This is a genomic window from Bacillus kalamii (genome assembly GCF_047238185.1).
Taxonomy (GTDB): domain Bacteria; phylum Bacillota; class Bacilli; order Bacillales; family DSM-1321; genus Bacillus_AD.
Genome location: NZ_JBDFMI010000001.1, coordinates 2,188,875 through 2,213,285 on the forward strand (window position 1 = coordinate 2,188,875; position 24,411 = coordinate 2,213,285).

Here is a 24,411-nt window from a genome sequence, read left to right on the forward strand (position 1 = left end):
GCCAAAAGACTGAAAAAAATCAATAGTATGCGAAAAAATTACGAAACCGTACACGTATTCCCCTTCTTAGTTTTGCTAATCAAGAAATATCCGCTCATAATTCCCTGATGCAAAACCCATTACCTGATCTTCGGAATAATATCGAAGCAAATGATCCAATAAATCCGGATAGCAACTAAAATTCGATAGACGTGAAACATGGCGGTCAATCCCATCAAAGTCAGAACCGAAACCTATGTGCTTCTCTCCGCCCAATGAGCATATATGCTCAATATGTCTGACGATATCATCCATCGTCGCCCCTTCGGCTTCACTAAGAAATTGCGGGACAAAGGTGATTCCAATCAATGAATCCCGCTCAATCATCGCTTCAATTTGGCTATCATATAAATTTCTCGTTGTCTCACATAAAGATCTGCAATTGGAATGGGAGGCAAACAAACGGCCGCCCAAATCCAGGCAATCCCAAAATGCAGCTTCGCTCAAATGCGAAACATCCAAAAGCATATCCGTTTCTTTCATATAATGGACCAATTTTCGGCCTTGAAGGGTTAAGCCTCCATTTCTTGGTTCCAGAGCGCCATCAGCGAATACATTGGCATAATTCCACGTAATGCCGGCTGCAGTTACTCCAAGAGACTGCAATAGCCGTAGCTGGCCTAGATCTTCATCAAGACAGTCGCAGCCCTCTAGAGAAAGGATGACACCGATTTCATCATCCTTTAAAGCCTTGTAATCTTCTTTATTCACGACTAATTTAATGGATGGCATGGACAAAATGTTATCCTGCAGTTTATAAACCATGGAAACCGCTGCCTTAAAACGAGAGGCGGGAGGGATATGTTCCGGTACATATATGGCGAAGTATTGCAATTTGGACCGCCCTTTCACTAAAGAAGGAAAAGAAACATCCAATGAATGCTCCTCAGTAAAAGATGCTTTTGGATCCAACAGTAATTTCATCAATACATCACAGTGCATATCAATAATTCTCACGATTCCCATCCTTTCTTGTAAACGAATAGACAATAAGCTATAAAGGCATATCGTTAGGTAAAGCTTACCGCTTCGCCAGGAAGAAAATCAAGTCTAGAGTGATATTCAGGCCCTATTCATCAGTTCCTTACAGGATCCAACAACAAGTACTCCTGTTCTTTCTTCTATAAAAAAAGCCTGTATGCGATTCATGCACCAGGCCCACTTTTTTCTGCTCTTTATCTTGGTTCTACAATAAGCTTAATGGCAGTCCGTTCTTCACCATCGATCATTATGTCTGTAAAAGCAGGAATACATATCAAGTCCACTCCGCTGGGTGCAACAAATCCTCGAGCAATAGCTACTGCCTTAACAGCTTGGTTTAACGCGCCGGCACCAATCGCTTGAATTTCAGCCGCCCCGCGTTCACGAAGAACACCGGCAAGCGCGCCTGCAACAGAATTGGGATTAGATTTTGCTGAAACTTTTAATATTTCCATTCCTTGCTCCTCCTTGTATCATTCCTTATTCACCATAATTGAAACAGTATTATTCAATACACTTTCTTTGCTACTATATTCCGCCTTTGTCCAAGTTATGACCGTAAAAAAAGAAACCCTGAATTGATTAACAGGGTTTCTTTCTAGTAAAAAATGAATAAAACAGCAAAAACAATTGGGCTGCAGTCTATAAAAGTATGTTTTTGTTCTATTACTGAGCATACTTCCAAATACTATCGGCTATTCAAAGAATGGGTGATCTTCATTAATAAGCACAGGCTGGATTTTCTTTGCCTGGCCAGTTGCATCATCAATATCAATGATAACGGCGCTCAATTGAGCCCGGCCATCCTTCGGAACTGTAAACCGGGCAGGAAGGCTGTCAAAGAATTTCTGGATGATCGGCTCCCTTGTCATTCCTAAAATGCCATCATAAGGGCCTGTCATGCCGACATCTGTCATATAGGCAGTGCCTTTAGGCAAAATTCTGTAATCCGCTGTCTGGACATGCGTATGCGTACCTATCACTGCCGAAACTTTCCCATCCAGGAACCAGCCTAATGCCTGCTTCTCACTGGTCGCCTCGGCATGGATATCAACAAATATAATCGGCGTTATCTTTCTTGCTTCCTCTACAAGCTGCTCAGCCTTTTTGAATGGACAATCCAACGGCGGCATAAAGGTGCGTCCCTGAAGGTTAATAACTGCCACCTGAAGGGCATTCCACCTTACATAAGTGATCCCCTGGCCAGGTACACCTTCCGGAAAGTTTGCTGGTCTCACTAAATTCTTGGCATCATCAATAAAATCGTAAATGTCTTTATGATCCCATGCATGGTTTCCCAATGTAACCGCATTGGCTCCCCATTCCAACAATTGGCGATAGATTTTTTCAGTTATGCCGCGTCCTGCCGCTGCATTTTCTCCATTCACTATTACAAATTGCGGTTTATATTTTTCTTTTAACTTCGGTAAATACTGCTGGACCATATCTCTGCCAGGTGATCCAACAACATCTCCAACAAATAATAATTTCATTTCAAAACCCTTTCTTCATAACCTGATTGTACTCGATAAAAGTATACCATACTGACAAACCATCCGAAAAAGGTACGGTTTGTCATTCGGCACTGCCTGCCCATTTAAAAAGCGGGCATCCATGGATGCCCGCCTGCTGTACAGCGCTTTTATTTCGCATATTCGACTGCTCTTGTCTCGCGAATAACTGTAACCTTAATGTGCCCTGGATAATCCAGTTCTTTTTCTATCCGTTTACGTATATCACGGGCTAAACGATGCGCTTCCAAATCATCGATTTGTTCAGGTTTCACCATGATGCGCACTTCACGTCCAGCTTGGATGGCAAAAGATTTCTCGACACCATCATACGATTCAGAGATTTCTTCCAGTTTCTCTAGACGGCGGATATAATTCTCAAGCGTTTCACTGCGTGCTCCAGGTCTAGCGGCAGATAATGCATCTGCTGCAGCCACAAGGACAGCAATGACTGATGTCGGTTCTGTGTCTCCATGATGTGATGCGATCGCATTGATTACGACTGGATGCTCTTTATATTTCGTAGCAAGCTCCACACCGATTTCAACGTGGCTTCCTTCCACTTCATGATCGATTGCTTTACCGATATCGTGTAGTAGGCCTGCACGTCTAGCCAATGTTTCATCCTCACCAAGTTCAGCCGCTAACAGGCCAGATAGGAAGGCGACCTCCATCGAATGCTTAAGCACGTTTTGGCCGTAACTTGTACGGAATTTCAGACGTCCGAGGATCTTGATCAAATCCGGATGCAATCCATGAACACCTACTTCAAAAGTTGTTTGTTCACCGATTTCGCGGATATGCTCGTCCACTTCACGTCTTGCTTTATCCACCATTTCTTCAATACGAGCCGGATGGATACGGCCATCTTGTACTAATTTTTCAAGTGCAAGTCTTGCAGTTTCCCGTCTGATCGGATCAAATCCGGAAAGAATAACTGCTTCAGGTGTATCATCAATGATCAAGTCGATACCCGTCAATGTTTCCAATGTACGGATATTGCGGCCTTCACGTCCGATAATACGCCCTTTCATCTCATCATTTGGAAGTGTGACAACAGATACAGTTGTTTCAGCAACATGGTCAGCTGCACAACGTTGAATTGCAAGAGAAAGTACTTCTTTTGCTTTCTTATCCGATTCTTCCTTCGCACGCGTTTCATTTTCTTTAATCATAATTGCAATATCATGTGAAAGGTCTTTTTCTACACGATCTAATATGATCGCTTTCGCTTCTTCCCTAGTCAAACTAGAGATCCGTTCAAGCTCTGTTTGCTGCAAACGAACCATATCGTCCACTTTGCTTTCTTTCTCTTCAATATGCTGTTGTCTTTGGTTAAGAGAATAATCTCTTTTTTCCAAAAGGTTTTCACGCTTATCTAACGTTTCATCCTTACGATCAAGATTCTCTTCTTTTTGCAATAATCGATTTTCTTGTTTTTGTAATTCAGATCTTCGTTCACGAATTTCACTTTCAGTATCAGTTCGAAGCTTATGGATTTCATCTTTCGCTTCAATAAGGGCTTCTTTTTTCAGAGCTTCACTTTCTCTCTTCCCATCTTCAATGATACGTTCAGCTTCATTCTTTGCCCCAGCTATTTTGTTTTCGGAAATGGATTTCCGGACAAAATAACCAACAACTGCACCGAGGAACAGAGCAAGCAAAATGGAGATGATGATAATAATGAGTGCCATCTTTTCACCTCCTCTTGCTATGAATTTATTTTTAATTTTTTGTTATGTCGGCATGTATGCTAAAACTCCATAAACATACAGCACATAGGCTTTTTTTACAAATGGTTAAATTTGAAAAAATGTAAAATATACATATTAATTGTATAGGCGTGCTTTTTTATTGTCAAGGGTTTGTACTGGCATTACGATTGAATTTTAAGACGCTGAATGATTCTCTGTTTATTGGGCATTCTATTCATTTATACATTTTTCCGTCCGTTGGGATTTACGGACGCAAAGGAAGGCTTAACAATTGCTGTTAAGCCTTCCCTTTATTTCTTATTCCTCATCAAAATCCAATTGCTCCTGATCATCCGCCTCTGGTTCTTCAACAGCAATATGTTCTCCGTCCAAATTATAATAATCACGGATTTTTTTCATGATTTCAAGGCGCAACGCTTCATTATCCTTCAAGAATAGCTTGGCATTCTCACGGCCTTGCCCCAAACGTTCCTCGTTATAGGAGTACCATGCACCGCTCTTAAGAACAATATCCAGTTCAGAGCCCATATCAATGATTTCCCCTTCTCGGGAAATGCCTTCTCCGTACATGATATCCACTTCAGCTACACGGAAAGGAGGAGCCACCTTGTTCTTCACTACTTTAATTTTCGTTTTATTACCGACAATATCAGTTCCTTGTTTCAATTGCTCTGCACGGCGAACTTCTAATCGAACAGTTGAATAGAACTTCAGTGCACGGCCTCCTGGAGTCGTTTCTGGGTTTCCAAACATGACGCCCACTTTTTCACGAATCTGGTTAATAAAGATAGCAATCGTTTTCGATTTATTGATCGCGCCTGACAATTTACGCAAGGCCTGAGACATTAAACGAGCTTGAAGACCGACATGGCTGTCTCCCATTTCCCCTTCAATTTCTGCTTTTGGAACCAATGCAGCAACTGAGTCGATAACGATGATATCGATCGCTCCACTTCGCACTAAGGCTTCAGCAATTTCTAATGCCTGTTCGCCTGTATCCGGCTGCGAAAGCAACAATTCATCAATATTGACACCTAGTTTTTGCGCATATACAGGATCCAACGCATGCTCAGCATCTATAAATGCTGCTTGGCCTCCGTTTGCCTGAACTTCTGCTATGGCGTGCAGCGCCACTGTGGTTTTACCTGAACTTTCGGGACCATATACTTCAATAATACGTCCACGCGGATAACCGCCAACCCCAAGTGCCACATCCAACGCTAATGATCCACTTGGAATCGTAGAGATTTTACGGTCTGATTGTTCTCCTAGTTTCATGATTGATCCTTTACCAAATTGTTTCTCGATTTGTTTTAAAGCCATTTCCAAGGCTGCTTGACGATCACTCACTCGAGTTCCTCCTTCAAATTAAAAGACTCTTGAATTTATAGTTAAAGCATGTTGCTTAAGTGTTTCTATCAGTTAAATAACTATCTTTACTATATCCTTTTTCGGGCTATTTGACAAGCAAAAAGCGAACATTTATTCGATTTTTTTGTTACTGTTTATGACTTAAAATAGTGGAAAACCATACTCAAACAATTCTTTTGAACCCTATTCCAAGACTGTTTGGCTGTATTCCACTATTTTTTAAAAATCATAACTTCCTTCTTTTGGGTTGGCGGAAAGCTTTGCCGACCATCCAAAAGAAGAAAAAAGATAGAAAAGGAACTCCCGGCGGAAGTTCCTTTTCTATTAATCTTGCAACACCTTTAGTAATAGCGAGCAGCCTTTTTTCACGCTTCTGATCCTGATTTGTTCCCTGCTGCTATTTCCCATCTGGACAAGAAAAGCTTCCGTTGCCCGATTCGGTGAAGCAACACCGATATACACCGTTCCGGACGGCTTTCCTTCGAGTCCATCAGGGCCGGCTACACCTGTAAATGATATGGCATAATCACTATTGAACAGCGCCTTTGCACCGTCTGCCATCTCAATGGCGCACTGTTCGCTCACTACGCCGTGCAATTTAATCGTTTGTTCAGATACGCCGAGCACCTTTGCCTTCACTTCATTGGAATAGGATACCAGACCGCCTCGAAAAACATTGCTTGCTCCCGGTATGGAAGTAATCTGTTCCTGGAACATTCCGCCAGTCAGACTTTCTGCACCAGTTACAGTCGCATTTTGCTTTTTCAGGCTATTGACGACTTCCTCCACTAACGAGGTGTCATCGAATCCGTAGCAGAACTGGCCAACCCTTCCAAGTATTTCGTCCTGGACAGACTGGATCATCTCACTGGCAGCAGAGGCGGAGGAATGCTTAGCAGTTATCCGCAAAGTGACCTCTCCGTCCGAAGCAAGCGGAGCTATCGTTGGGTTGCTTTGGTTTTCCAATAAATCTTCCAATTCCGTTTCCAACTGGGCTTCACCTATACCATAAAATCTGAGAACCCGGGAAAATATTTGGTCTGATTGGTTCATTAAGCCACGGATGACAGTTGCCCCATATTGCATAAACATTGGCTGCATTTCTTTAGGGGGCCCCGGAAGAAGCATGTAAACATGGCCGGCTCCCTGATAAAACATGCCTGGAGCCATGCCATGGTCATTTGATAAAACAGATGAACCTTCAAGGACTAACGCTTGCTTCTTATTATTTTCGGTTGCAGTCCTGCCTGTCCGATTAAAATAAGCATAGATGCTCTTAAGAGCATCTTCATCTGTAACAAGCGGACAGTTCAAATGCTTTGCGATCGTTTCTTTAGTTAAATCATCCTTGGTCGGCCCAAGCCCGCCTGTAAAAACAATAAAATCAGAGCGTTGTTCGGCCGTTTCGATGGCATTCAACAAACGTCCGGCATTATCGCCTGCAACCGTATGATAATACACATTAACCCCTAATTCAGCCAATTGCTTAGATAGAAATTGGGCGTTGGTGTTGGCGATTTGCCCAAGCAATAATTCCGAGCCGACCGCAATAATCTCCGCATTCATTATGAATCTCCCCAGTCGTTATTTAGAATTTTTAAAAACGTCTTTATTCAATGCGAAATAATCCCATCCTGACCAAATGGTGAAGAACATGGATACCCACAATGCAACTGTCGCAAATGGGAAATCAATGAATGCAAACGGCCAATTGTGCAGAAGGAGAGCAGAGACTGCTATGATTTGAGTCCACGTTTTAATTTTCCCTAGCATATTTGCAGCAACCACTTCACCCGTTCCGGCCAGTATTAAGCGTAAACCAGTTACGGCAAATTCACGGCTGATGATAATAATGACGATCCATGAAGCCGCATAGTTTAATTCGACAAGTACAATCAATGCAGCCGAAACAAGCAATTTATCAGCCAGTGGATCTAAGAATTTACCTAAATTCGTAACTAAATTATATTTTCTTGCATAATATCCATCGACCCAGTCTGTGATGGAAGCAATGATAAATATCAATGCACCCACTAAATGGGTGACAGGCATTGTAACATCGGCAAAAGAAATGTCTCCCCAATTGAAATCGACAAGCATGATAATGACAAAAACCGGTATTAAACATATTCTCGATACCGTGATCTTATTTGGAATATTCAATGTAAAACCCTCCAGATGAACCATCTATAAATTTATTATGGACTATAAAGCAGACATGCGGACAAGAGCCGCACATGATTATGTAGAAGAACCCGACGCTTGCCGGGCTCGCTTGCAGCAAAAAGGTTATTCTGCCTTTTGGAATTGTATGCTGATATTTTGATTAACCCGTTCTTGCGGAGAAATGGCATAGGACAGCTTTTCGCCGTTCACGTAAATATCCGTTGCCGTTGTATTTCCGATAATCAACTCGGCTCCCTCGTCGCCGGTGAGATCGATTTCTTGGCTTTCTCCGTCACTAATCATTCCAGAGTAGTATGTTTTTCCGGCAGTGTTCTTAACACTGACCCACGTCTCCCCTGTGGAGGTCAGCTTAAGTTTGAATTCTTTAGCATTAGCCAGTTGGTAAGTGCTTTGCTTGCCAGAAAATTCGGTTGCCTTCAGTTCTTGTTTTGTATCTGTATCTTCTTTCTTCTTATCCTCATCTTTATCTTTATCTTTATCTTTATCTTTAGAGCTATCTTTCTTATTATTCGATACAGCAGGCTCTTTGTCTTTGCCTTTTGAATCAGCTGCATCATGTGATTCGACCACTTTCACAGTATCATTTTGGTCGGGCGTTGATTTATCGTCGCCATTACCGCCGACAAATTTCGTTAAAACCCACCAGATCAGCACTGCTGCTCCCAATAGAAAGACCACAACCAATATTTTAGGAAGGGCATCCAATAGTTTGGATTGTGTTTGCGGCATTGTCTTTTTTGTCTGGACGCGGGATAGCTGCTCCGGTATTTCGTCATTTTGGACAGTCGGGACTTCACTTCCGTATTGGTCAAAAAGCTCCTCTGGGTCCAAACCAACCGCTTCTGCATATTGCTTAATGAATGCCCGTACATAAAATTTGCCTGGCATCATCTGATAGTCGCCATTTTCGATGCCGACTAAATATCTTTTTTGTATCTTCGTCAATTTCTGCAAATCATCAAGGCTCAACCCTTTTTCTGTTCTTGCAGTTTTTAACGCATTACCTAATTCCGTCACAAATAAACACCTTCTATACTTTAGAAATCAAAGGAACCGAATTCGGATTCCCCAAATAATTGGTTTTGATTGACTGGCTGATATGTAATCTCTTCTTCAGGGTTGTTCCGCAGTTCAATAATATAGTCGAAATCATCTAAACTATATTCCGAATTTTGCACAAAGGCATCCGGATGCTCTATCACTTTAACAGAATTCAATCGCATAATCTCCCTTACAAGCTGCCAATGCTTTTCATTCGCCCTTCTTGTAGATACAATTCCATCTATTATGAATAGATTGTTCTCATTGTACTCATCCTGGATTAATTGGCTGCGGATTGTTTGCTTAAGCAACGTGGAAGAGACAAAAAGCCATCTTTTATTGGCACAGACGCTTGCAGCCACAATCGATTCAGTTTTGCCTACACGCGGCATTCCTCGAATCCCGATCATCTTATGGCCTTCTTTCTTAAACAATTCAGCCATGAAGTCAACGAGCAAACCAAGTTCATCGCGCACAAAACGAAACGTCTTTTTATCGTCTGCATCTCTTTGTATGTAACGGCCGTGCCTTACAGCCAAGCGATCCCTCAGCTTGGGCTCGCGTATTTTAATTACTTTTATCGTATCCATTGTGGAAAGGATTGATTCGAGGCGTTCAATGTTTTTGCTATCCTTCGCTTTTAGCAATAATCCTCTACGCCCTTCATCTACTCCATTAATGGTGACAATATTAATCGAAAGCATACCGAGCAATGACGAGATATCGCCAAGCAGCCCTGGACGGTTCTTCTGAATTTCATACTCAAAGTACCATTCTTTACGATCCATTTGAACAATCCCCCTGTCTTTCCAGACAATCCCCTTTTGTATTACATAACTTCTATAATAATAAATGATTCTTCTTGATTATTAAAGGAAAAACGTTAGAAAAATAAATTGTAATAGATATTTTTAAGTTTATTCACAGTTCCTATAAATCTCGTTTTTTTTAATAAGGCTTAATCAGGTTTTCTCTACTCATTTACTCAATTTTCCCTGTTTTCAAACATTTATCTTCTAGAATGCTTCATAAAAAAAACGCATCACTAGCAGATGCGTTTTTCCTTTCAGCCGCAAACGGCAAGGCATTTATTTTTTTTCCACAAGTTTTACCATAACATTGGCTATGGCATGCTTTTCTTCATCGGATGCAACAGACCAGAGATCTGCGAGTACTTTTTCTTGGTCATTTTTTGGGGTTACCTGATTAGCCAGATAATCTCCGATTTCAAAAGCCATGTCTGAAATGACCCCTTGCGATAAACCGTCTGATTCCGCTGTTTGTAGCCGTTCACCCAGAAAACTTTTCCATTGATCCCAATTATCTAAAATGGACATATATATCACCCTTTCTTACTTATACTTTGTGTCCAGGGCGGCCATTCTATTCGTGGAATCATCCGGAAAAAAATGTTATATAAACCATCCCCCATTTACTTTCAACACGTGCCCAGTCGTATAGGAAGCCCGATCAGAAAGCAAAAATAAGACACTCTCGGCAATTTCATCAGCTTGAGCTAACCTTCCCAAAGGAATATCTTCAGAAAGCTCTTTTTTTTCTTCATCTGTAAAGGAAGCCATCATCGCTGTATCGACTGCTCCTGGGGAAACGGCATTCACCCGTATTCCCATCGGAGCCACCTCTTTGCTTAAGGCTTTGACAAATGCATTTTGCGCACCCTTCAGCATACTGTAAAGGACTTCACAAGAAGCACCCGTGTCACCCCATATGGACGTCACTGCAACGATGGAAGCCTGATCAGCTTTCATCAATTTCGGCATAAGCTTTTGTACCAAGATGAATGGGCTCATTACATGCAATTGGGTCATCTGATGAAGTTCCGCCATAGATACATCTGTTATTAGTCCGTAATGCGACTTCCCGCTGTTAAGCACAATGCCATGCAAGGATAGAATTTGTCTGCTCAACTCTGCTGCTCCTTCTTCACTGCCTAAGTCGGCGCAAACAGGAATTGCTTCCACATTGTATTTTGCAATCTCGCCAATCAGAGTATCGATTGCCCCCCGATTCGTATGATAATGCAAATACAGCGAATAACCTTCTTCCGCCAGCTTCAAGGCCGTAGCACTCCCTATTGCCCCGCTGGCCCCTGTTATTAAAACGAATTTACTTGACATCATGCGTCCTTCTTTCCACTATGTTTATGCATAAAGAAAAAAGGCTTGCACAGCAAACCTTTTTTCTGTTCTCTATTTATTATTCGGTAAAACCTGACAGGTCGTCAACCTATTTTCACTAATCAGAGAAGCAGCAGCCCCTTTTAGGTCATCCAATGTGATGCTTTCTAAAATAGGGACTATTTCAAACAGGCTGCTTCCATGGAAAGCATATCCAGTAAATGAATTCGCAATGTATTCAGGTGAATTCAAAGACCGCAAAAAGGATCCGATTTTCTTTTTCTTAGTTCTGGCCAAAGCATCTTCAGTCAGCTTATCCCCATCCTTATTAATCAATAAAAAGGACATGATCCGGTCGGCCAATTCATCCGGATGCTGTGTATCGCCTCCGATTAATGCAAAGCCAAACTGGGTTTCCTGTGTATATTCGTACGAAAAAGAACCATCGATCAATCCTTCGCTGTACAGTTCATTGTACATCGCCGAGCTCTTTCCGAAGAGCATATCAAGCAGCACATTGATGGTCAACTCATGTTTTAACAATTGATCCCCTTGTTGGTACCTTTCTCCGCCTTTGATCCCCACAAGGCATTTAGGGGTCTGTACATTCATCTTCAGCACCTGCTTTTTAGCCGCAGCTTCATCAGGCTCTTCTTCCATTTTCCGGACGATTTCCTCCTGCTTCGGAAACTTTTTCTGCTGCTGATTGCTTCGGATTACATCCATCGTTTCCTTTGGATCAACCTGCCCTACAATGAACAGCAGCATATTGCTTGGATGATAGAAGGTTTGGTAGCACTCATATAGCAGCTCTGCTGTAATATGTGATATGCTCTCGATCGTTCCGGCTATATCAATTTGGACCGGATTATTTTTATACATATTCTGGATGGCCCCGAAATAAAGGCGCCAATCAGGATTGTCATTATACATATTGATTTCCTGGCCGATAATCCCTTTTTCTTTTTCCACCGTTTCTTTTGTGAAATATGGTTCCTGTACAAAATCAATCAATGTCTTTAAATTCTTTTCGAATTGGGATGTACATGAAAACAGATAAGCAGTTCGGGTAAAGGAAGTAAATGCATTAGCGGATGCACCCTGCTTGGAAAATTGCTGAAAGACATCTCCATCTTCTTTTTCAAATAACTTATGCTCCAGGAAATGGGCAATTCCATCGGGAACTTTTTTTACACTATCCTGGCCAAGCGGCTTAAACCAATTGTCGACAGAACCATATTTGGTCGTAAATGTGGCATACGTCTTATTGAATCCTTTTTTCGGAAGAATATAGACATCCAAACCATTCTCTTGCTTCTCATAAAACAAATTTTCATCTATTTGCGGATACGCGATTTCCTTCATCCTTCCTGCACCTCCGTTCCAGTTAGGAAATATATAGTATCTAATTGAATCTTCCCGCCAATTGCGATCACTTCATCTTTTGTTACTTGTCTTATTTGCTCCAACCATTCATCAATGGTTACATGAATCGGCGATATGACATTATGGTAAAGAATTTCCACTAGGCCAAGCGCATTATCAATTGTTTCGAGCAATTGATTTTCTATGACTGCTTTTGTTTGCGATATCATTTCATCAGAAAAGTCGCCCTTTTTCATGCTATCCATTTGTTCTTCAATAATAGCCAGCGTTTTCTTATAATTTTCGTTCTGAATTCCTGAAACTACAATCAATAAGCCTTTATGGCTTTCGAGGCGTGAAGCAGCATAGTATGCAAGGCTATTCTTTTCCCTAACCTCCATAAATAATTTGGAATGGGAAAATCCGCCGAATATGCCGTTGAATACTTGCAGGGCAAAATACTCTTTTTCTCCATAAATGATGCCCGTACGGTATCCAATATTCAGTTTTCCTTGCATGACGTCCTGTCTTTCAATAACTTCATTGCCTCTCACCACATCGGGCATAACGGCCGATGTTTGTTTTTCCGGTTCCCTTGGCTCCAAAGTGATCAGCTTATTGCAGATTCTTTGGACTTCGTCTGGCTCTACATCTCCAACAACGAAAAGATCAATCTCATCATGCTTCAATGCATACTGGTAATAGTCATAAAGAGATGCTGCCGATATATCATCCACTTCCTCATACTTGCCGTTCACTTCTAAACTGTAAGGCTCATTTTTGCACATCTCTTCAACTAAACGGTTGGACGAGTATTTCATCTTATCATCATTAAGCGATTGTATCCGTTGCTTTAAAGTCCGTTTCTCTTGATCCACATCTTTCCCGCTGAATGCCCCATTAGATGCATTCGGATGAAGAAGAAGGCCAGCCATTAAATGCAGCCCTTTTTCCAGCAATGGCGCCGAATCGGAAAGAAATTTTTCATTAGCGATGTCCAGTGTAAATGTCATGATATGATATTCGCCTTTTTTGCCGACACTGACAAATAAAGAGGCGCCATACAATTCTTCCAGATATGCGCGCAATTGTGCAGATGTTCCGAACTTCTCGGTACTGCTTTGAAGAACATAAGGCAATAACGCCCGTTCCGTTACTGTTTTCTCCTCCAATGGAGCCTTCAGTTTCAAAACAATCGTATTGGTTTTGTACTTTTCTGTTGGTACTACATGCAGTTTATATCCTGGCTCTTCCATACAGATTTCATTATTTTGGGACATGGTAAAACCCCCTGACTTATATGTAAAAAATGCATTCTATCCTTATTGTACCTTAAGATTCATAATAATAAACGTCATCCTTATAGACACTTATCGAATAAAGGGCAGGAAAGGAACGCATCATTACAGTATATTCGCCAGCCCTTCATTTTATCCTGCATTTTTCTCCTAATGGCGAATGGCCTTACTAATATAGAAAGAACCCGGCAAATAGATGCCGGGCTCAAAATAGTTCTTATCTGTTTCCTTTGATATATGGTTCCCCTGATGCTTTCGGAGCATCTGCACGTCCAATGAAACCTGCAAGTGCAATGATCGTCAATACATAAGGCGCAATCAGCAAGTATACAGAAGGGATGTCCTTGAAGAACGGCAAGGATGCTCCCACGATACTTAAACTTTGTGCAAGGCCAAAGAATAGGGCTGCTCCAAGAGCGCCTAGCGGATGCCACTTACCGAAAATCATAGCTGCAAGAGCCATGAAACCTTGGCCGTTGATTGTAGAATGGCTGAAATCACCTGTAACTGTAATTGCATGGATAGCTCCACCGATACCGGCAAGACCACCAGAAATCACAACAGACATATAACGGATTCTTGTTACGTTGACGCCCATTGTATCAGCAGCCATCGGATGTTCACCTACTGCACGGATGCGCAAGCCGAATGGTGTCTTAAATAAGACATACCATGCGATAAAAGGAATGATGATCGCAATGTATGAAATATAGTAAACATCGCTAAAGAAAATTCCGCCAATAAAAGGAATCTTGCTCAATACCGGAATATCCACTTTATTGAACGAAGTTGAAATGATATCTGTTTGTCCTTTATCGTAAAATAGTTTGACAAGGAATAAACACAAGCCGGTCGCCAAGAAGTTGATTGCCACACCACTTACTACCTGATTGGCACGAAAAGTGATAGAAGCCAAACCATGAAGCAATGAAAAAAGCATACCTACTACCATTGCAACCAAGATGGAAATCCATGGTGTCCATTCGCCGAATGTATCAGCAAACGTTAAGTTGAAAACGATGGAAGAGAATGCCCCGAACACCATTAATCCTTCAAGACCGATGTTAACTACCCCAGAACGTTCTGAGAATACCCCACCAAGTGCAGTGAATATTAAAGGCGCAGCCAAAGCAATCATAGAAGGCACAATAATTTGTAAGATTTCTGTAATACTCACTTATTTATCCCCCTTACGATTCTTGCGCTCTAACAGCACTCGAATAAAATAGCTTGATGCTACAAAGAAAATGATGAATGCGATAACGATATCGACCAATTCATTCGGAACCCCTGCTTCAAACGGCATATTCAAGGCACCCATTTTCAAAGCACCGAATAAAACAGCCGCCAGCACTACACCTATCGCTACGTTGCCGCCTAGAAGGGCAACAGCAATTCCGTCGAAGCCGATTCCAGTAAATGCGCCTTTTACTTCAACAAAGCCGAATGTACCTAGACCTTCCATTGCACCAGCAAGACCTGCAAACATCCCTGAAATGGCCATAGATAACATAATATTCTTATTGACGCTCATACCAGCATAGCGGGAAGCTTCCTGGTTAAAGCCTACCGAACGAAGTTCATAACCTGTTTTTGTTTTTTCAATGATGAACCACATGATAATAGCTGCAATAATGGCAATGATTATTCCCCAATGCAAACGGGAGAAATCAGTTAGGTTCTCAAGGAATGGAGATCGTAAAGAAGCTGAATTTGCGACCATTTCTGTTTTATCTTTGTTGTCCGTCAAAACGGTTTTGATTAACGCGTTTGTGACATGAAGCGCCACATAATTAAGCATGATGGTAACGATTACTTCGTGCACACGCAGTTTGGCTTTAAGGAATCCGGCAATGAATGCCCAAAATCCGCCAGCGACAGCCGCAGCAATAATAGCCAAAGGCAAATGGATGATCTTAGGCAGATCGAATGCCGTACCGACCCAAACAGCCGCAAACCAACCGACAATAACTTGTCCTTCAACACCGATATTGAACAATCCTGTTCTGAAGGCAAATGCAACAGCAAGGCCAGCCAGTGCAAGCGGGATGAATTGTCTGAATGTCTCCCCTACATAATAGACTTCACCAAAGGCACCATTAACTAGTGCAACATACCCTTTTATTGGGTTATAGCCAGTGATCAGCATGACGATCGCACCTGCCACTAACCCGAGAATAACTGCTATAACGGGTACCAAAATATTAATGGCACGTTTATTAGACATGACTTGTTTCCCCCGTTTCCATACGTTTGCTTCCTGCCATCAATAAACCAAGCTCTTGTTCAGTCGTTTCCTTCGGCTTGACGATGGCCACTACTTCACCTTCATACATAACCGCAATCCGGTCGCTCACATTCATGATCTCATCCAATTCAAACGAAACAAGCAGGACCGCTTTACCATTATCCCTTTGCTCGATCAAACGTTTATGGATGAACTCAATAGCCCCTACGTCCAAACCGCGGGTTGGCTGTGCAGCAATCAATAATTCTGGATTTCTATCAATCTCTCTGCCAATGATTGCTTTTTGCTGGTTACCGCCTGACAAAGCGCGGGCAAGCGTTTGAATACTAGGTGTTCTTACATCATACTCTTCAATTAGTGCAGAAGCTTTTTTGTTGATGGCTGAACGGTTCAGTACACCTTTATTAGAGAATGGTTTCTGGTAATAGGTTTGAAGAACCATATTTTCACTCATTGTAAAATCTAGGACTAACCCATGTTTATGTCGGTCTTGAGGAATATGGCCTACAGCAGATTCTGTTACTTTTCTTGGAGGCAAATTGGTTATATCCTTGCCGTTCAGTTTAATGCTTCCGCTTTCCGCCTTCATTAATCCAGTAATGGCCTCGATCAATTCAGATTGTCCATTGCCATCGACACCTGCGATACCGACGATTTCACCAGCACGCACGTTCAAACTCAGGTTATTGACCGCGGTAACATGGCGGCTGTCTTTGACCGTTAGTTTTTCAATCTGCAGCACGTCTTGTTTCGGCTGTGGTTCAGCCTTCTCTGTTTTGAAAACAACTTCACGGCCAACCATTAAACTCGCAAGTTCGTCCGTATTTGTATCCGCAACATTTACAGTTCCGATCCCTTTCCCTTTTCGGATGATCGTTACTCTGTCGCACACTTCCATAATTTCTTTCAGCTTATGGGTGATAAGGATGATCGATTTGCCTTCAGCGATCAATTTTTTCATAATTGAAATCAGCTCTTTGATTTCCTGAGGAGTAAGGACAGCAGTTGGTTCATCAAAAATGAGAATCTCCGCTCCTCGGTACAACGTTTTTAAAATTTCTACACGTTGTTGCATCCCTACAGAAATATCGGCAATTTTTGCATCCGGGTCAACACTTAATCCATATTGCTCCGAAATTTTTCTTACTTCTTTAGAGGCTTCTTTCAATGAAATTTTCCCTAAATGTGTTGGCTCTTTTCCGAGGATAATGTTCTCTGTGACAGTCAATGGGTCTACAAGCATGAAATGTTGGTGAACCATCCCGATTCCTAGATCGTTGGCGATATTAGGGTTCGTAATGTTTACAGGCTTTCCATTAACTCGAATTTCCCCTTTTTCAGGCTGATAAAGGCCGAAAAGGACATTCATCAAAGTGGATTTACCGGCACCGTTTTCACCAAGCAAAGCGTGGATTTCTCCTTTTTTCACTTGTAAAGTAATGTCATCATTAGCTATAATCCCTGGAAATTCCTTTGTTATATTGAGCATTTCTATAACATGTTCCACTCGTTTTCTCACTCCCTTATATCTTGAGTGAACAATCTTAATCTGTTCACCATTTAAATGAAAGGCTTTAATTCGGTTTATAACTCTGTACAAACTCTTAACCTTTAATTCTTCACTATTGCTTTAAGTGCAGGCGGACTGCGATACCCGGCCGCCATGCCATTGCACCATCCTTTTACGATCCATTAATTGCGAATGCTCCCGTAAAAAAGACCGAATAAAAAGCTCTGTTTAAAAGAACGGCTGTTTTTGACGATAAGGTTGACATCAAGTTACAACGGCGATCTTTCATAAACAAAGCTCAATAGGAAAAGGCAAAGGAAAGAATGTAAGAAGTCCTACCTCCTACAACCTTTCATTTACTTTCTCGTATTCAATACTTGTACATAAACCAAATGAGTTATATAATATGGAACTTGGCTGACTTGTGCTGGTTATCCAATCTTTTAAAGGTGGAGGAACACTGCCGGAGCAGCATCCCCCCATTCAATCATTAGAATTTCATTTCTTTTAATTCTTTACGAGTTGAAGGGACTTTCACATCGCCTTTTTTGATTTTTTCTGTCCACTCAGCGATTGCTTTTTGAGTGTCTTCAGAAAGGTTGTCGCCTGTAGTTGCAACGTTAATTGCATTGTCATCTAAACCGTATTGGATTTGTTGTCCGCCAGGGAATTTACCGTCCTTAGCTTTTTGAGCCAAATCTTCAACAGCGATATCTACACGTTTAACCATAGAAGTAAGTGTTACAGTCATATCTTTTCCATCTACTGACACTTTACCTTCATCCGCTTGGTCACGGTCAACACCGATTACCCATACGTTTTTGTTTGGATCAGCTTTTTTCAATTCTTTAGCAGCTGTAAATACTCCGTTACCAGTACCGCCGGCAGCGTGGTAAATTACATCGATGCCTTGAGAGTACATAGAGTTAGCGATTTGCTTACCGATATCGGCTTTACCGAAATCACCTGCATATTGTACTTTAACATCAGCTTTAGGATTTACAGATTTAACACCGGCAACGAAACCAACTTCGAATTTATTGATCAACTCTCCGTCAACCCCGCCGATGAAACCAATTTTGTTTGACTTAGAAGTAAGGGCAGCCGCTACACCTACTAAGAAAGAACCATCTTGTTCTTTGAAAGTGATGCTCGCTACGTTATCGCCTTCAACAACAGAATCTACAATAGCAAAGTTGTTGTCAGGGCGCTGCTTAGCAGTTTCACCGATTGCATCAGCCAATTTATATCCAATACCATAAATCAGGTCGAATTTATTACGAACAAGTGTATTAACGTTTGGTGAGTAATCAGACTCAGCTTTAGACTGAAGGTAATCATATCCACCTTTACCTTTTTTCAAGCCGTTATCTTTACCGAACTTTTCAATACCTTCCCATGCGGATTGGTTGAATGATTTATCATCCACACCACCAGTATCAGTTACCATCGCTAATGAGAATCCGCTCTTTTTGTCATTGTCAGAGCCTTTGCTATCATTGTCATCTTTGCTTCCGCAAGCTCCAAGTAAAGTACCGGCAGCTAATACAAGAGATAGCGCTAAACCAATTTTACGCTTCTTCAAAGGTAAAACCTCCTAAATAGATGTTGTCGATTAGTAGAATAGTCATATTCTCTTCCGCAAAACATGGAAGCTGAACTTATTCGACTTGAAATAATTGACTGAATACAGGATCGGACGGTCGTTTTGGTCATAGTGCATCTGCTTCAAAACCAATAAAGCGGTTTCAGGATCACATTGCAGCAAAGGCGAAATCTTCTCATGGTATCCAAGCGGCTCGATGTAAGAAACTGCGTATGTAATGTTGATAGCCGAATGGCTCTCCAAAATATTGAAGATTGATTCTTCCTGATAGGAAAAATCATGAGGTAAATGTTTTTTCAAAATTTTGTCCAAACAATAGACCACAGGCTCATCGTTTGCAGTCCGAAGCCGTTCGATAACGACAAGAGGCTCGTCTTCCTTGCAATTGAACGATTTCACCACTTCATCGGATGGCATCTGCGTGCCAGAGCTCAAAAAGATCGTACCTGGTTTCATTCCGGCCTGCTTGATCATGCTCGTTACACTGGTCAGCTGCTCAATGCCTGAACTGAATAGAGGTTTGGAATTTATGAATGTGCCGACTCCGTGTCTGCGGATGATCACATTCTCTTCTTCCAGAATCCGGAGTGCTTCGCGCAATGTGGCTCTGCTTACTCCCAATTGCCTTGCCAATTCAAATTCAGACGGCAATTTTTCTTTTTCTGTGTATACTTCATCCTCGATGTCTTTTTTTATTTTCTCTATGACTTGAAGATAAAGGTGACGATGATCTTGCTTTATAGACATGAAGAAACCCCCAAAACAATTACACCTAAGACATCAGACCTCAGATGTGTTTTCTCTCTACTAATCGTTAATAGATTATCACTTTTTAAATGAGAAATAAATAGCCAACTTTTTTTTTTTGAGGAAATCAAAAAAAAACTGTGAATTAAGTTAGAACAAACCCTTGAAGGATCTATATTAGTATAACTTAATTCACAATTATGCCATTCCTAAAATTTTTTTCTTCAGGAATGTTTGACATCTTGATCATATTCATCTTTACTGACTAACACAGTCCGCGGTTTACTCCCTTCATAAGGTCCTACTATTCCGCGGGCTTCCATTTCATCAATCAGCCGCGCCGCACGCGAATAGCCGATCCTGAAGCGCCGTTGAAGCATAGATACGGATGCGGTCCCCATTTCTGTCACTAGCTGGACTGCCGAATCATAGACTTTGTCCTCTACCTCTCCCGCCACTTCTGTAGGCTCATCCGGTATCATATCTTCTTGGTATTGGGCTTTCTGTTGCGAAATGACATAATTCACTACATCTTCCACCTCTTGGTCGGAAAGGAAAGCCCCTTGGACACGGACTGGTTTGGAAGCGCCGACCGGAAGGAAAAGCATGTCTCCCCTACCAAGCAGCTTTTCCGCTCCCCCCATATCCAGGATTGTGCGTGAATCCGTCATCGAGGACACACTGAAGGCAATCCTTGATGGAATGTTGGCTTTGATGACTCCGGTTATAACGTCTACCGAAGGTCGCTGTGTAGCAATGATCAAATGAATACCCGCAGCTCTGGCCATCTGTGCAAGCCTTGTGATCGCATCCTCGACATCAGAGGATGCTACCATCATCAAATCGGCAAGCTCGTCCACAATGACTACGATAAATGGAAGCAGCGGCTGTTTTTCATCATTTTCATTATTTTGCATCTTCACATAATCATTGTAGCCCTCAATATTCCTTGTTCCTGTGTGGGCGAATAATTCATATCTTCTCTCCATTTCGTTGACGACCTTTTTCAATGCCTGCGATGCCTTTTTGGCATCCGTCACTACTGGCGCAAGCAAATGGGGGATACCGTTATACATATTGAGTTCCACCATTTTCGGATCAATCATCATCAATTTCACTTCGTGCGGTTTCGCCTTGGTTAAAATGCTGGTGATAATGCCGTTGATACAAACAGATTTACCGGATCCGGTAGCGCCTGCAACCAATAAATGCGGCATTTTATTCAATTCTGCCATAACAGCTTCTCCAGCTACATCCCTTCCCAATGCGATCAAAAGGCGTGAATCATTGGACATCGATTCATTTGATTCAAGTACCTCTCTTAGCGAAACCATTGCCACCTCGGAATTAGGCACTTCAATGCCGATAGCCGATTTTCCTGGAATAGGCGCCTCGATTCGGATGCCTTTAGCTGCCAGTGCCAATGCTATGTCATCCGATAACGAAACAATTTTACTAACCTTCACGCCTACCGCTGGATGGACCTCATATTTGGTCACTGCCGGGCCTAAATGTACCTGGGTCACTTTTGCATTCACACCGAAACTGGTAAATGTGCGCTCCAGCTTGGCTGCATTTTCATGAATCCGTTTGTATTCCCTAGTCTGATCGGATTTTTTGGCAGAATGAAGCAAAGATAGTGACGGAAGCTGATATTCAGAGTTCTCCATTTCGGAAAAATTCATTGGGACGTGAACATCGCCTTGGTCTTCTTCTTTTTGATTCTTGGCCATTTCATTGTCCTGCGTTATTTCTGCATCTCCATTTTCTTGCGGTCCACTAGCAGGCTGGCCGTAAGCACGTTCCGAAAAAGTACTGATAAGAGTAGGTGTTTCTTCAACAATTGGAGCTTCCTCTGGTTGTGTTTCCGGCATGTCTGTGCCGGCACGGGCTGATCGTGCTGTACGGTTTTTCTCCTTCTTATCCTTTTGCTTCCATTCTTTCAGATCATCTTTTAATCCCGACCATTGACCCGCTGCAAAAGATCGGATCCCAAGGAACATTTTATTGAGTGTATCCCCTAATGTTCTTCCGGTCAGCAAAATGATTCCAACGATAATGCATAAAAATGCAGCAATCTTTGCCCCGGTGGCAGCAAAAAGGAAATTAAATGCAGCAAACATCACAGCACCGATCATTCCTCCTCCGAGATCGTGGTATGAACCTACGCCTTTTCCGGTTACATCCATCCAAAAGAGCTCCCATGTATTCTGAATGACACTCGGCTTAGCAAAAGCCCCCCCTTCCGCCAATATGTTGAAAAGAGTCACGTGGCTTAATAACAATATGCTTCCCACAATTAGATAAATACCAATTAATTGCCTTCTTAATAGATTCGGGATAGACCTCTTCCATATAAGGAAGACCCCCAAAATGATGATCCCCACCAACAGGAGCACGCTCCACTCTCCCATGAAGAATCGCGCAGCCAGGGACAGCGCCTTTCCGAATGCGCCGAGCTGGGCAATGGCTATGATGGATAGACCGACCATTAATAATCCAGTGATCTCATATTTAAGGGTTCTTTTTAATTGCGTTGAACTTTTACTAGTTTTCCTTCTTTTTCTCTTTGCCATTTCCTCACCCAAACTTTCTGTTCCAAAGCATTTTACAACTCTTTCTTCTTGTAAAACCTTCGAGAGAAAAGCAGCCAAATTGGCTGCTTATTTTGTATGTTCATTATTTTTGCATATGCGTAATTATACCATAGTGCCGCTTATTATTGAATGAGTTCCATATATCTCATATCAATTTCTGCCCCGGGCTGTATGTCCATATGCAGGTAATCATTCGGATCAGTGCTATGGATCTGAATGACCTTATATTTAAAATCAGAAGCTTTCTCAACAGTCACCATGATGCCCTTGTAATATACATTCGCTGGTTGGTGTGCAATGTCCTGCTTTGTTGCAAGAACCCATTCAGTTGGAAGAATTGTATACAATGTCATTGCAGCTGCGCCCCTTCTGTCCCTTCGCTTTTCCTTTCATCGATCAGGCCATTCAATTTTTTCATTGCTTGGCCTACACCGCCCACTGCATCGATTATTCCGCAGGAAACAGCATCATTACCGACCACATTCGTACCAATATCCCTTGTCAGATTTCCCTTGGCAAACATCAATTCTTTAAATTCTTCTTCGCTCACTTTACTATGTTTCGTCACAAATTGTATAACACGGTCCTGCATTTTATCCAAATATTCAAATGTCTGGGGAACCCCGATAACTAAACCTGTCAATCGAATAGGATGGATGGTCATCGTTGCTGTTTCAGCAATAAAGCTATAATCGCATGATACAGCAATCGGCACGCCTATCGAGTGCCCTCCGCCAAGGACAATGGACACTGTCGGCTTCGATAGCGATGCAAGCATTTCCGCCAATGCCAATCCGGCCTCCACGTCGCCTCCTACAGTATTCAAAATAACCAATAATCCTTCTATCTTAGGATTTTGTTCAATAGCGACGATTTGTGGAATGACGTGTTCGTACTTGGTTGTTTTGTTCTGGGGAGGGAGTTGCATATGCCCTTCTATTTGTCCTATGATTGTAAGGCAATGTATTTTAGAATCTGACATTTGAGGAACATTTGTCTGTCCGAGCTGCTGGATTTTATCCAACAGTGTGGAACCCTTCTCTTCCGGCTTCTCATTATTGGAGGGAATTTGTTGTTCATTGTCCATCATTTCTGCCCCTTTCTGCTGTAATACCATTAGTATGAACGGAGAAGTTTCTATTCATTCCGGCATGCAGAAATCACTACAACAAGAATAGGAGTTTTATTCTATGGAACAGCATAAACTGAAACAATTGACTAAATCTATTTGGTATTTGCCTGCGGATAGTTCTACAGACCGCCCTGTTTTAGGCTACATATGCGGTAAGCAACGTTCGTTGGCAATCGATGCAGGCAATTCAATAGAGCACGCACATTTATTCTTAAATGAATTGATTGGCAAACAACTGGCTGAACCCGCTTTTGTCGCATTAACACATTGGCACTGGGACCATATATTTGGCTTGCCTGCTTGGAAAGCCCCGAGTATAGCCAATGAGATGACAAAGGACAAGATGGAAGAAATAATGGAGTTCGGCTGGAGCGATGAAGAGCTAGACCAAAGGGTAGAACAGGGGATAGAGATCCCTTTTTGTGCAGATATGATTAAAAAAGAATATGGGCAGAATCGCCATATTCATATCGTGCCCCCTACCATCACTTACACAAAACAAGCAACTGTGGAACTGGGGGAAATAACAGCCGAAATGCTGCATGTTGGAGGCGACCATTCACCTGATTCAGCCATTATCTTTATACCCCAAGAAAAAACCTTATTTCTGGGTGATTGCCTCTATGCCAATATGTATGCCGAAAAATACAATTATACACGTTCCGCATTAAAACCTTTACTGAAGCAAATCCTTTCATTCGATGCCGACCATTATATCTTGTCGCATCAAGATCCATTTTGTAAAACGGACTTCCAGGAATATGCTGGCCTCTTATTGGATTTATGTGAATATACCCTATTCTATAAGGGAAATGAAAAAGAGATACGAGGCCGGTTAACCTTGGAAAACGGGCGTCCCCTGAATGACCTGGAAGAAGAATTACTTGCTTATTTTGTTGCTGGCTATTGATTTCTTATAAACAAA

Annotated in this window: 22 protein-coding genes; 1 reads left to right on the forward strand and 21 read right to left on the reverse strand. The window is 41.9% G+C overall.

The window, feature by feature from the left end; all coding sequences use genetic code 11:
- Window positions 1-75 precede the first annotated feature (75 nt).
- From ABC357_RS10910 to ABC357_RS11010, 21 genes are all read right to left on the reverse strand, one after another.
- Complete coding sequence (locus tag ABC357_RS10910; protein WP_412887530.1) at window positions 76-996, reverse strand: dipeptidase; 921 nt, start codon at window positions 994-996, stop codon at window positions 76-78.
- Window positions 997-1,214: 218 nt separating this feature from the next.
- Window positions 1,215-1,475 (reverse strand): stage V sporulation protein SpoVS, encoded by a 261-nt coding sequence (spoVS, locus tag ABC357_RS10915; protein WP_019242228.1) that lies wholly within the window; start codon window positions 1,473-1,475, stop codon window positions 1,215-1,217.
- Window positions 1,476-1,715: 240 nt separating this feature from the next.
- Window positions 1,716-2,513 (reverse strand): TIGR00282 family metallophosphoesterase, encoded by a 798-nt coding sequence (locus ABC357_RS10920; RefSeq protein WP_412887531.1) that lies wholly within the window; start codon window positions 2,511-2,513, stop codon window positions 1,716-1,718.
- A gap of 149 nt (window positions 2,514-2,662) precedes the next feature.
- On the reverse strand, window positions 2,663-4,225 hold the full coding sequence (gene rny, locus ABC357_RS10925) for a ribonuclease Y (protein WP_412887532.1): 1,563 nt from the start codon (window positions 4,223-4,225) through the stop codon (window positions 2,663-2,665).
- Window positions 4,226-4,543: 318 nt separating this feature from the next.
- Window positions 4,544-5,596, reverse strand: a complete 1,053-nt coding sequence (recA, locus tag ABC357_RS10930) for a recombinase RecA (protein WP_412887533.1) — start codon at window positions 5,594-5,596, stop codon at window positions 4,544-4,546.
- Between the two features lie 345 nt (window positions 5,597-5,941).
- A complete protein-coding gene (locus tag ABC357_RS10935) occupies window positions 5,942-7,183 on the reverse strand; it encodes a competence/damage-inducible protein A (RefSeq protein ID WP_412887534.1) in 1,242 nt (413 codons plus the stop codon).
- An 18-nt stretch (window positions 7,184-7,201) separates the two neighbouring features.
- Window positions 7,202-7,780 carry a CDP-diacylglycerol--glycerol-3-phosphate 3-phosphatidyltransferase gene (gene pgsA, locus ABC357_RS10940; RefSeq protein ID WP_412887535.1) on the reverse strand — a complete coding sequence of 193 codons (579 nt, stop codon included), beginning with the start codon at window positions 7,778-7,780 and terminating at the stop codon, window positions 7,202-7,204.
- A gap of 126 nt (window positions 7,781-7,906) precedes the next feature.
- On the reverse strand, window positions 7,907-8,821 hold the full coding sequence (locus ABC357_RS10945) for a helix-turn-helix domain-containing protein (protein ID WP_412887536.1): 915 nt from the start codon (window positions 8,819-8,821) through the stop codon (window positions 7,907-7,909).
- A gap of 20 nt (window positions 8,822-8,841) precedes the next feature.
- Window positions 8,842-9,633 carry a DUF3388 domain-containing protein gene (locus ABC357_RS10950; RefSeq protein ID WP_412887537.1) on the reverse strand — a complete coding sequence of 264 codons (792 nt, stop codon included), beginning with the start codon at window positions 9,631-9,633 and terminating at the stop codon, window positions 8,842-8,844.
- A gap of 300 nt (window positions 9,634-9,933) precedes the next feature.
- Window positions 9,934-10,182, reverse strand: a complete 249-nt coding sequence (locus tag ABC357_RS10955; RefSeq protein WP_412887538.1) for a DUF3243 domain-containing protein — start codon at window positions 10,180-10,182, stop codon at window positions 9,934-9,936.
- Between the two features lie 75 nt (window positions 10,183-10,257).
- Window positions 10,258-10,983, reverse strand: coding sequence for an elongation factor P 5-aminopentanone reductase (gene ymfI / locus ABC357_RS10960; RefSeq protein WP_412888637.1), 726 nt, complete (start codon window positions 10,981-10,983; stop codon window positions 10,258-10,260).
- 72 nt (window positions 10,984-11,055) lie between these two features.
- Window positions 11,056-12,348, reverse strand: coding sequence for an EF-P 5-aminopentanol modification-associated protein YfmH (yfmH, locus tag ABC357_RS10965; RefSeq protein ID WP_412887539.1), 1,293 nt, complete (start codon window positions 12,346-12,348; stop codon window positions 11,056-11,058).
- Window positions 12,345-13,628 carry an EF-P 5-aminopentanol modification-associated protein YfmF gene (gene yfmF / locus ABC357_RS10970; RefSeq protein ID WP_412887540.1) on the reverse strand — a complete coding sequence of 428 codons (1,284 nt, stop codon included), beginning with the start codon at window positions 13,626-13,628 and terminating at the stop codon, window positions 12,345-12,347. Before yfmF ends, yfmH begins: the two co-directional genes overlap by 4 nt.
- A gap of 235 nt (window positions 13,629-13,863) precedes the next feature.
- On the reverse strand, window positions 13,864-14,784 hold the full coding sequence (locus ABC357_RS10975; RefSeq protein WP_412888638.1) for an ABC transporter permease: 921 nt from the start codon (window positions 14,782-14,784) through the stop codon (window positions 13,864-13,866).
- Window positions 14,785-14,823: 39 nt separating this feature from the next.
- Window positions 14,824-15,873 (reverse strand): ABC transporter permease, encoded by a 1,050-nt coding sequence (locus ABC357_RS10980; RefSeq protein WP_412887541.1) that lies wholly within the window; start codon window positions 15,871-15,873, stop codon window positions 14,824-14,826.
- Window positions 15,866-17,401, reverse strand: coding sequence for an ABC transporter ATP-binding protein (locus ABC357_RS10985; RefSeq protein ID WP_412887542.1), 1,536 nt, complete (start codon window positions 17,399-17,401; stop codon window positions 15,866-15,868). Before ABC357_RS10985 ends, ABC357_RS10980 begins: the two co-directional genes overlap by 8 nt.
- Window positions 17,402-17,894: 493 nt before the next feature.
- Window positions 17,895-18,989, reverse strand: coding sequence for a BMP family lipoprotein (locus ABC357_RS10990; protein ID WP_412887543.1), 1,095 nt, complete (start codon window positions 18,987-18,989; stop codon window positions 17,895-17,897).
- A gap of 42 nt (window positions 18,990-19,031) precedes the next feature.
- Window positions 19,032-19,757 carry a GntR family transcriptional regulator gene (locus ABC357_RS10995; protein WP_412887544.1) on the reverse strand — a complete coding sequence of 242 codons (726 nt, stop codon included), beginning with the start codon at window positions 19,755-19,757 and terminating at the stop codon, window positions 19,032-19,034.
- A gap of 224 nt (window positions 19,758-19,981) precedes the next feature.
- Complete coding sequence (locus tag ABC357_RS11000; RefSeq protein WP_412887545.1) at window positions 19,982-22,333, reverse strand: DNA translocase FtsK; 2,352 nt, start codon at window positions 22,331-22,333, stop codon at window positions 19,982-19,984.
- A 143-nt stretch (window positions 22,334-22,476) separates the two neighbouring features.
- Window positions 22,477-22,707 carry a YlzJ-like family protein gene (locus tag ABC357_RS11005; RefSeq protein ID WP_412887546.1) on the reverse strand — a complete coding sequence of 77 codons (231 nt, stop codon included), beginning with the start codon at window positions 22,705-22,707 and terminating at the stop codon, window positions 22,477-22,479.
- Window positions 22,704-23,444: a ClpP family protease gene (locus tag ABC357_RS11010; protein WP_412887547.1), complete on the reverse strand. Its 741-nt coding sequence runs from the start codon at window positions 23,442-23,444 to the stop codon at window positions 22,704-22,706. The genes ABC357_RS11005 and ABC357_RS11010 overlap by 4 nt, the downstream gene beginning before the upstream one ends.
- Window positions 23,445-23,544: 100 nt before the next feature.
- Here ABC357_RS11010 and ABC357_RS11015 point away from each other — a divergent pair, with 100 nt between their 5' ends.
- A complete protein-coding gene (locus ABC357_RS11015; protein ID WP_412887548.1) occupies window positions 23,545-24,396 on the forward strand; it encodes an MBL fold metallo-hydrolase in 852 nt (283 codons plus the stop codon).
- Window positions 24,397-24,411: the final 15 nt, after the last annotated feature.